This window comes from Mesobacillus boroniphilus JCM 21738, assembly GCF_000517385.1.
Classification (GTDB): Bacteria; Bacillota; Bacilli; order Bacillales; family Cytobacillaceae; genus Mesobacillus; species Mesobacillus boroniphilus.
Map to the genome: position 1 here is coordinate 1 of NZ_BAUW01000121.1, position 8722 is coordinate 8722.

At 35.7% G+C, this 8722-nt stretch carries 9 protein-coding genes and 1 pseudogene; 1 reads left to right on the top strand and 9 read right to left on the bottom strand.

Annotated features, from left to right (window positions below):
- Positions 1 to 259: 259 nt before the first annotated feature.
- Positions 260 to 1476, top strand: a pseudogene (locus tag JCM21738_RS19775) (IS110 family RNA-guided transposase).
- Positions 1477 to 2217: 741 nt separating this feature from the next.
- Here the strand turns inward: JCM21738_RS19775 and JCM21738_RS19785 are convergent.
- The 9 genes from JCM21738_RS19785 to JCM21738_RS19835 all read right to left on the bottom strand — a co-directional run bounded on the left by JCM21738_RS19785 (position 2218) and on the right by JCM21738_RS19835 (position 7979).
- The gene (locus JCM21738_RS19785) at positions 2218 to 2736 is read right to left on the bottom strand and encodes a hypothetical protein (RefSeq protein WP_023613854.1); all 519 of its coding nucleotides are present in this window, start codon (positions 2734 to 2736) and stop codon (positions 2218 to 2220) included.
- Positions 2733 to 3398: an ATP-binding cassette domain-containing protein gene (locus JCM21738_RS19790; protein ID WP_023613853.1), complete on the bottom strand. Its 666-nt coding sequence runs from the start codon at positions 3396 to 3398 to the stop codon at positions 2733 to 2735. Before JCM21738_RS19790 ends, JCM21738_RS19785 begins: the two co-directional genes overlap by 4 nt.
- A gap of 296 nt (positions 3399 to 3694) precedes the next feature.
- Positions 3695 to 4240, bottom strand: coding sequence for a hypothetical protein (locus JCM21738_RS19795; RefSeq protein WP_035209966.1), 546 nt, complete (start codon positions 4238 to 4240; stop codon positions 3695 to 3697).
- A gap of 194 nt (positions 4241 to 4434) precedes the next feature.
- A complete protein-coding gene (locus tag JCM21738_RS19800; RefSeq protein WP_148296150.1) occupies positions 4435 to 4713 on the bottom strand; it encodes a hypothetical protein in 279 nt (92 codons plus the stop codon).
- Positions 4714 to 5004: 291 nt separating this feature from the next.
- Complete coding sequence (locus JCM21738_RS19810; protein WP_035209973.1) at positions 5005 to 5517, bottom strand: hypothetical protein; 513 nt, start codon at positions 5515 to 5517, stop codon at positions 5005 to 5007.
- Between the two features lie 636 nt (positions 5518 to 6153).
- Positions 6154 to 6408 (bottom strand): hypothetical protein, encoded by a 255-nt coding sequence (locus tag JCM21738_RS19820; protein ID WP_035209977.1) that lies wholly within the window; start codon positions 6406 to 6408, stop codon positions 6154 to 6156.
- A 157-nt stretch (positions 6409 to 6565) separates the two neighbouring features.
- On the bottom strand, positions 6566 to 6790 hold the full coding sequence (locus JCM21738_RS19825) for a hypothetical protein (RefSeq protein WP_148296151.1): 225 nt from the start codon (positions 6788 to 6790) through the stop codon (positions 6566 to 6568).
- A gap of 41 nt (positions 6791 to 6831) precedes the next feature.
- Positions 6832 to 7467, bottom strand: a complete 636-nt coding sequence (locus JCM21738_RS19830) for a hypothetical protein (protein WP_035209981.1) — start codon at positions 7465 to 7467, stop codon at positions 6832 to 6834.
- 80 nt (positions 7468 to 7547) lie between these two features.
- Positions 7548 to 7979 (bottom strand): DUF2712 domain-containing protein, encoded by a 432-nt coding sequence (locus JCM21738_RS19835; protein ID WP_023613847.1) that lies wholly within the window; start codon positions 7977 to 7979, stop codon positions 7548 to 7550.
- Between the last annotated feature and the right edge of the window lie 743 nt (positions 7980 to 8722).

Below are 8722 nucleotides of genomic sequence, written 5' to 3' on the forward strand. Positions count from 1 at the left end.
CAATAAGGAGTTCAACAAAAACATACTAAGATTAGTAGTGCAGACCAAGGCATTGGTTGGCACTACTATTTTTTATATAGTATAAATGAAGATTAGGTCGGAACCGCCTTTGGGATTTAGAATCCGTAACAAAAACTGACCTTCTTCACTTACCTTATTTGAATCAGGTTTGAGTATGTTGGATCCTTGAGATCGTGTATAAGAAATGGGAATCGATAAGAGTAAGTGAGAGAACTTCAACACACTTAGGAGGGATAAATTGAAACATGTTATTGCTTTTGATGTAAGTATGGGAAAAAGTTACATGGTGATTTACAGTGCTTTAAAGAAATGCATCTTTGAAGGTGAAATTAATCATTCAAGGCCAGACTTTATATCTTTGAAGCATAGAATTGAAGAATTAACCGAGAGTTATGGCGAGCAACCCTATATTGTCTTTGAATCAACAGGGGTTTACTCCAGGCAATTGGAGCGGTTCATGAATGAAAATGGTTTTACCTTTTGTCCGTTAAATCCCCTAGAAGCAAAGCTGCAATGTGATTCTTTACGGATACACAAAACGGATAAGAGCGATGCCCATAAACTAGCCCTTACTCACTTTTCCACTAACAGGTTAAACCGTAAAGGCACTGAAGAACTCTTTCTACAATTGAAGTCATTATCCCGGTTTTACAGTGAACTGGATGATGAGCTATCTGTAATACGCAACCGGATGCATAAAGTGATCCAACAGACCTTTCCTGAGCTGGAAAAGATCTTTACAACGAAATCTGACCTGTTCCTGAACATCGTGCAATTGTTTCCTCACCCTGATTTAGTCCTCCTGCATTCAAAGACGGTAATAAAAAACAAAATCAGAAAGTGTACAGAGAAAAACATATCGCCTGCCAGGGCTGAAAAGAAAGCACTTCAACTTCTTGAAGCAGCACGTATTTCCTACCCGGCTGTTTCATCATCCGACGTGCTTTGTGAACAACTCAAATCCTATGCAAGACGGTATCAGGAACTCCTATCCTCGAAAGAGCGTTGCATCGACGATATGGTCCGGCTGGCACAAAATCGCATTGAATACCATATACTCCTCAGTTTTCCTGGGATCGGACCCAACACTGCAGTTCGCCTAATAGCGGAAATTGGGGATATCCGTCGCTTTGACAACAATAGGCAGCTTAATGCATTTGCCGGAATTGATATACGCCGGTATCAATCAGGAAAGACCTTCTACAAGGACAAGATTAATAAACGAGGCAACAAGCATCTTCGTAAACTTCTATATATCATTGTCCAAAATATGATTAGGCACCGTCGTTTAGGCATAATCACATTGTCGAATACTACGATAAATTAAAAACACAACCCTATAACAAGTGTCATAAGGTTGCGTCCATCGCCTGTGTGAATAAGCTTTTAAAGAGCATTTTCCATCTTATTACACACAAGATGAACTATGATTTCCGGTTAGCCACCCAATCATAGTTACTAAAATCATATCATAACTATATGGTCTAGTAAAAAAAGGAAGATTAGCTAGACCTATTTAGTCTGCATTGCTTTCATATGTTACATAATAAAAATTCAGTGTAGAAGAAGGTTGACTAATCGTAAGAAAAGGCGGTTAATCCTTCCTGGTTCAACGCACCCGATAGTTTAAGTACATTGTTTTACATATTGCTTATTTTTTGCTTTTCAATTCTCTTAATATTTCAGAAACACCCAATGCAATACTTGCATTTAGCATTCCAAACAATGTCCCAAATAGTATCATTCCATCATATTCCCCGACGAAATTCATAACAAAGAAAATAAGGCAAAATGCAAATATTATTAGTCCAAAAATAAATAGAAACCTATCCAAGAATACACCCCCAGTAAAGTCCCCGTCCAATATGAATTATTGTACCTGCTGGTATAACCTCAGTATCTTATAAATTTACATTTATGGCTCCAGTTAATTCTATTCTATCTAAATAAACTTTTCGCATCTTACCCCCGTTTAATCTTATTTTATAGTAAATGCTCATTACTTTTGTGATTTCTTATTGAACTAACCTGCCCCGTTTGTTTAAGTGCAGTTCTTCACAAATTTAAATTATTAAAGGAAGTCTTTCCATTTTTTAAACACGTACTTTTTTCTAGGTCTCGAATAGCCTGGGTTACACACTCCATTAAATAAAGTATTGAATACAAACAAATAAAACGGGGCTTTTTTCGATTTAGTTAAAGTTCAATTGCTATGCCTAATCTTTTCCCTTTTTTATATTTTTCTTTCACTTCTGAAGAATATAGACTTTGATCAATATACAATTTCGCTTTTTTATTCTTGTATTCAGGCTTCACATTAAAGATTAAGGTAATATTTGTTTTTGTTTCAGGCGGTAAATTCCTTAATTTTTCTACATCAAAATCCCCTTCGATGGTTTGGTAATAATCCATACCGAAAGCAAGCTTTGATTCGATTACCTTGATTATGGAGAGATTTTTCTCCGATTCATTGATTATTTCCATTTCCATTTCCACAGGAACGAACTCATAGCCTTCTTCTTTTTGTTCTTCTCCATAATGAAAGTCTTTTACCTCCAAAGCTACATTTTCAAAGGCCACCCTTTCGCCTTTCTTGTGCATTTGGATTTCATAACTCTTTGCAACATCTACATTTACCTGGTAGACGCGTATACCCCAGCCAGCAGCGATGACAATAAAGGCAACTGCTAAAAGAATTATTGTTCCCCTATTCATTGCTTTTCTCCCAGATCGTAATGATCGACAATTTTCCCATTCTCCATCAGGAAAATTTCATCGGATAAGTAGTCCAATTCCTCTTTATCATGACTGGCTATTAAAATACATTTTTGCTCGTTTTTCAAATCCAGTAACAGTTTTTTTAATTCCTCCACCCCATCTGAATCCAACGCATTGGTGGGTTCATCTAAAATGATTAATTCCGGTTTTTCCATTATAGCCTGGGCAAGTCCAAGTCTCTGTTTCATCCCTAAAGAGTACTTTCGATATTTCCGCTTATCTTCCGGATCCAGGCCCACCAGGCGAATGGATTCCCTGATTCGCTCATCGTCAATCAAGTCATTCAGCTCTGCCAGCATCTTCAAATTTTTGAATCCAGTATAATTGTTCAGAAAACCCGGATACTCAATTAAAACACCAACACTGAGAGGGAACGAGGCATCCTTTCCCAATGTTACGCCTCCAACATCCACTGTGCCCTCGGTTGGTATAATTAGACCGCATAGAGCTCTGAATAACATTGTTTTGCCTGAACCATTTTTTCCTCTAAAACCATAAATCTTTCCCTTGTTCAAAGACAAGTTTATATTTTTTAAAACTGGCTGCTTGTTTATTTCCTTCGATACATTATTTGCTTTTACAAAGAACGATTCAGTCATTTCTTTATCCCCCTAGAGAATATCCTTTTTCCTGAAGACACTGTATGCAGCTAGAGAAACCAATATATAGAGTACAACGGAATATACTATTGAAAAATGAAATGTAAGATTATGGTCCGAATCAAATACTGCTTGTTTCAATATCATGGAGTGAATGGCTGGCAACCATTTGATATCGGAAAATGTCGATATCCCGCTTAAGATGATAACCCCAAAGTAAGTAATAAAAGGGGAAATAAATTGGATACAAAGGAGCTGGATACTTGATAAAACTAAGCTAGTCAAAAAATACCCAGTTATGATACGGAAGTCAGCTGACCGGGTGTTATCGGATATTGCAAGGTTGGGTCAATATGGTTGCTAAAAAAGGGAGAAGAACCTATAGAAAAATCATTCAGGACTAGGCCTGAAGATATATAAATAACAAAATAGATTCCTAAATAGATCAAAATATTCTGTGCCAATACCCAGCCCATCTTCGCGAGAATGTAGGATCCCTTCGCATGACTCCTTAACAATAGATAATTGCGATTTTTTTGATCATCAAATAAAAAATCACCAATCAGGAATTGAATATAAAATTGGATAAATACCCAATATACAGGAACTTCATAATCGCTGATGACTCTAATATAGCCATTATCTTTCAGCAAAAAATAAAAGACACCAGAGCTATTGCTTCCAAAGGGTTTCAATTGCAAGCTCGTCGCCACCGATAAAAAAGAAAGGATACAGAAAAAAATGATATATTTATGCTTTCCGTATGACCAACTATAAAGCATGTCCCTTATGATCAGTTTCAATATGACAGGTGTAGTCATGAAAGATAATCCTTCTTTCATATAGCCATCCTGCTACAGCGTAAAATATCAGGGAAAGTACAAGTAAGTACACAGATCGATACAAAGTCAGCAATGGATCGATCCAATTTTGTATGGAAAGTGTTGCCATCATGGTGAATATAGGAATATGCAGAACACCTGTATAATCCAACCCTACAAGGGCTATAAGGATAATCATGATAAATGCGCTGTTTTTAATAAAAATCTTTCAGAAAAAGAACGGCCATGGAAATCATCAAAAAACCCAGTAATTTTGTGATAAAAATAGTCAGGATTATTCTAGTTGAACTTAAATTTTCGCGGATTGATTGGAACTTTTCTTCGTCATCCAATAATATACTGATTGTGCCTTTTGAACTTAACCAGGTATTATCCCAGCCAACGAGCATTCCTCCAATTAGAAATGATATTCCTAAAATGAGAATCGCCAAAAAAATGATAAACAAATAGCCGATACGGCTTGTATCTGCCATATGCGGAACCTGGAATGAAACCTGAGAACATAAAAAGCACTTTCAAGTTTCTCAACCAGTCTAGTCAATATCGTGACAATCACGGGGATAGCCACCAAAAGAAACATATGATGGTTTGTCCCTCCCTGCCATCCTCCAACATCAGCAATCAAATCAAAAATTCCCCTATCCGACCATTCACCTTTTCTCGCAACTACGAGCAAAAACCACAGGGCAAACAGACAGTAAACGCCAACCCAAAACCATACTTTTCTTAGTGAGATCAATCCGGCGATGGAAACACGTAATATGTTAAATCGTTTCATTTCTGCCACCCACGGTATAGTACCAAACAAAACTCCCGAATATCCCTACAAACAATATCACCGGTATCTCCCAAGTCGTCTCAACATTTCCCAAGAACAGTAGACTTAGAGACAGATTTCCTATCGCACTGGAAAGCACATCGATTCCTAAGACAAGTAAGAAAGGTACAATTAAAACAATGTATCGATTTTTAACGAATGTCGAAACGGCTAAACCAATTGAAGCCAGCATCCCGCCGAATAAAAACAGAATAAATAATCTTAGAAGTATGTAAAGGATTGGATGGTTATAAAATAGCTCTGGCCAAAAAGAACCTTGTATGACAAGAGGCATTCCAAAATAATAGTTGTTTTCTATCAAAGGATAAGCAGCCATCTCTCCTATAAAGTTTATGATTAGCGGAAAAACAGCTACCAAACCCCCAATCATAAAATTAACGAAATACCGGATGGTCAAATATTTACCTTTTTCAACTTTGGTCAATACACTTTTAATCAAACCTGTATTAAAATCTTCTGCATAGCATCTGAATAGGCCAGAGAAGCAAGCAGGGGGAAAGTCAATGAATAGACCATATATGTATCACCAATGAAATACATCCAGCTCACAAACGCACTGCGGGGATAAAATACATAAAAATCATCAGATACTCCTTTGGCCATGTATTCACAACGGGAATTAAAGCATATATAAGCCCAGCAAGTATCAGTATCCAGAATATGGGCCTGTTTCTAATCCGATTAAGTTCCATTTTAAGCATTCAATCACCCTACCAAAATTAATCATAGAATTCTTTTTTATCGTAAATTTTCCGGGAAACTAAATAGAATACAGTAATGACCAATATAAAATATAAGAAATTAAACCACTGTTCTTCAGAATCCAGCCAAGTATCTAAATTCATTTTTGCCTTCCCAAGAAATAAACTGAACTGGTTGAATAATATACCGTCGGTTCCTAATATAATGATTGCTGAAAAGAATACTAAAATATTCTTTTTTAGAACTGTTTTTAAAAAGATCACAGCTGTTGCAATAAACAAGACAGATAAAAATCTTGAACTAATTATGCTTCCCCAAACCCTAATGTTTTCAAAATAGGAGATATATTGCGAAAAGGAATCTTTATTCTCGATCAAAAATAAACAGTCCCTTTCTTGCTTGGCCAAAAATTTTCTATATGACCGTTTATAAACCAGGAAGCAACGATTCCGCCCATCATCATCACAACGGTAAAGAATGCACTTAGAAATATTGAAAAAATGAAAAGGCGGTTGAGTAGTTTTCTTTTTTGCTTAATTCTTAAGACCACAATATCTTGTTCATATTTATCTATCATCGTTGGAAGCAAAATAGCCAGTATTGGAAGAACACCAAATACGAGAGTCATGATGCTCGCACTCCCGCCCATTCTTAAATTGACTATATATCAAATAAAGAATTGCTGGATTCCTTATCAGCAACTTTGATACTTACAATCATTATGAGCAGGAAATAAGCCATAAAATAAATGGATGTCTTTTGGGGGACATATTTATGAGGGCTCATTACGGACCGTCTCCCCCACTCTTTTCCTGATAATTTTCTATTCCGCTAATGTTGAAATCAAGGTTCGACACTTCTTGGCCACCTGATGTATCCAATTGAAATATCCCATCCTCAATTCCTTTGTTAATAGAAATCTCTTTTAAGTTGAGAGTGAGAATCGCTTCCTTGCTATTCCCGTAAGCTTTTAAATCCAACAACGCACCTGTTTCTTTAGAAACGGTCATTGTAAAAGGGCCAGCTAAGCTTTCGGAAGTGCTATTGGCAATCACCCTTCAATTTGATAAACTGGCATTCCAAATTGATTTCCTTCCTTATAGCTCCAATCGGGGTAATTATTATAAATCAGTGTGTACCATTCACTGTTAATCACAACGTCATTGAATAAACTCAGGTAATGGTTTTGTTTATTCATATCCGTATCTTTCGTGAATAGACCCTGATTTGGTTTTTGCCGAATAGCAATGCCATCTTTATATAATAAATTGATTTCCTCAACCACCTTGCCATTCTTTGTCTTTACATAATCTGCTTTATTACTCATCTTGGCTAGATCCAAGTGAAAAGTTATATGTGCAACTTCTCCTTTGCTCTCATCACCATATTCAAATACACCTTGAGCATTTCGAATATAATCCCATGAAAAATACATTTTCTTCACAATTTCAAATTGAGTTGGATACTTCCTTGCAAAATCTTCTTCCGCTTTCATCGCGAAAGGAAACTCAGATTCTTTCACTTGATCAATGTGTTGAGTGTTTTCTTTAGCAGGGCTCCCAGCATCTTTACTAATCACATTTTCTTCGGCCATATACTTACTTTTAAGAGTAGGATATACCTTGATTCCTATTAAAATTAATGCTAGCAGCGTAACAAAAATAATTGGGAGTATTTTTTTAAACATGTTTACTCCTCCTAGTATTCCTTACTTTGAACCGATGGTTAGAAAGAATTTTTCCAACCACCGGCCTTGTTTAAACCAAGTTAAAGAGAATCCGGGCTCCAAAGTCCTGAACCATAAAATCCATTAGGGTCAGCGCCTCGTGTTGCTTTAATCCGCACTTTCACACCTGCGCCATCGTCTTCATAAGCATAATTAGATAGGTAGCGTCCCTGATTAATGTTGACACTGCTAAATGAGTAATACCATGTCTTTGAGAAATTTGTATAATTCTCTCTGACTACAGAAGCTGTATAAGTAGGATTGGTCCCTCCTTGAAGCTTTTGCAGCTTCATATATGCCGACGTATTATCATCCTTAGCTCGTGCTGATGTATAGGCAACATTAGTCCCGATATCAAAATTAAAAGTAAATGCAGTATCATAGTAGTTACTTGCAAAAGAAGTCATTGAAGCAATAGATAAAGTCAATGCTCCTGCTAATACAGCGGAATAAAGTTTCTTTTGAAAAGTCATCTTATCCTCCTAAAATTTATTGTAACCGGTTACTAGATTCAGTGTAGCATGATATTCCATAAAAAGGAATTAGTTTTTCGTCTTAATATATTCATTAATAGCAAATTTGTATTAAATATCAAAAAGAAGAAAAATGTTTCCCAACATCATATTATTATAAAATAAACATTCATGTTTAAGGCGCTATATGGATACTTTACCTTTTCATTTCTTTTGTATTTCATTATGCAGAAATTTTCCCAACATGAAATTTAGATGTTTTTCTACATAATTAGACATAGATACACCTGTAAAACTACCAATATTTGAAAATAATTTAGGAATGAAGCACCATTATCGTTTTCGTTTTATGTTTAGGTAGTTTTCTCCTGACAAAAAGGAGGAAGATAACTTCAAATTGGCATAAAACTTCTTTATCCCCAAGCCAGATGATAATATAACTAATTAAGGGTTCTACTGTTTTATTCCATATTATTTTGATACAAATAAGAGGCAATGAAAGGGAAAACTTTTTGTCCATTTACATCACCCTAATTTATTTTTAGGCTAATACTCACTAAAGCAATATAGATCTATCCTTATTCCACTAACCTGCTCCGTTTGTTTCTGTAGTGCTTTTACTAATTTTAATTATGTTTATAAACACTACATACTACCGATAGGTATGTGTTTTAAATCTTAGTTAATAGAAAATAATTATGCAATTTTACTATTTTTAATTATAATAAAAACGCCTGTTTATT

Coding starts and splice junctions, on each gene's coding strand:
- JCM21738_RS19830 (WP_035209981.1), bottom strand. CDS start 7,467: ATGTTTAAAAAAATACTCCCAATTATTTTTGTTACGCTGCTAGCATTA.
- JCM21738_RS19825 (WP_148296151.1), bottom strand. CDS start 6,790: ATGACCGTTTCTAAAGAAACAGGTGCGTTGTTGGATTTAAAAGCTTAC.
- JCM21738_RS19800 (WP_148296150.1), bottom strand. CDS start 4,713: ATGGCAGATACAAGCCGTATCGGCTATTTGTTTATCATTTTTTTGGCG.
- JCM21738_RS19790 (WP_023613853.1), bottom strand. CDS start 3,398: ATGACTGAATCGTTCTTTGTAAAAGCAAATAATGTATCGAAGGAAATA.
- JCM21738_RS19820 (WP_035209977.1), bottom strand. CDS start 6,408: ATGACTCTCGTATTTGGTGTTCTTCCAATACTGGCTATTTTGCTTCCA.
- JCM21738_RS19795 (WP_035209966.1), bottom strand. CDS start 4,240: ATGAAAGAAGGATTATCTTTCATGACTACACCTGTCATATTGAAACTG.
- JCM21738_RS19835 (WP_023613847.1), bottom strand. CDS start 7,979: ATGACTTTTCAAAAGAAACTTTATTCCGCTGTATTAGCAGGAGCATTG.
- JCM21738_RS19785 (WP_023613854.1), bottom strand. CDS start 2,736: ATGAATAGGGGAACAATAATTCTTTTAGCAGTTGCCTTTATTGTCATC.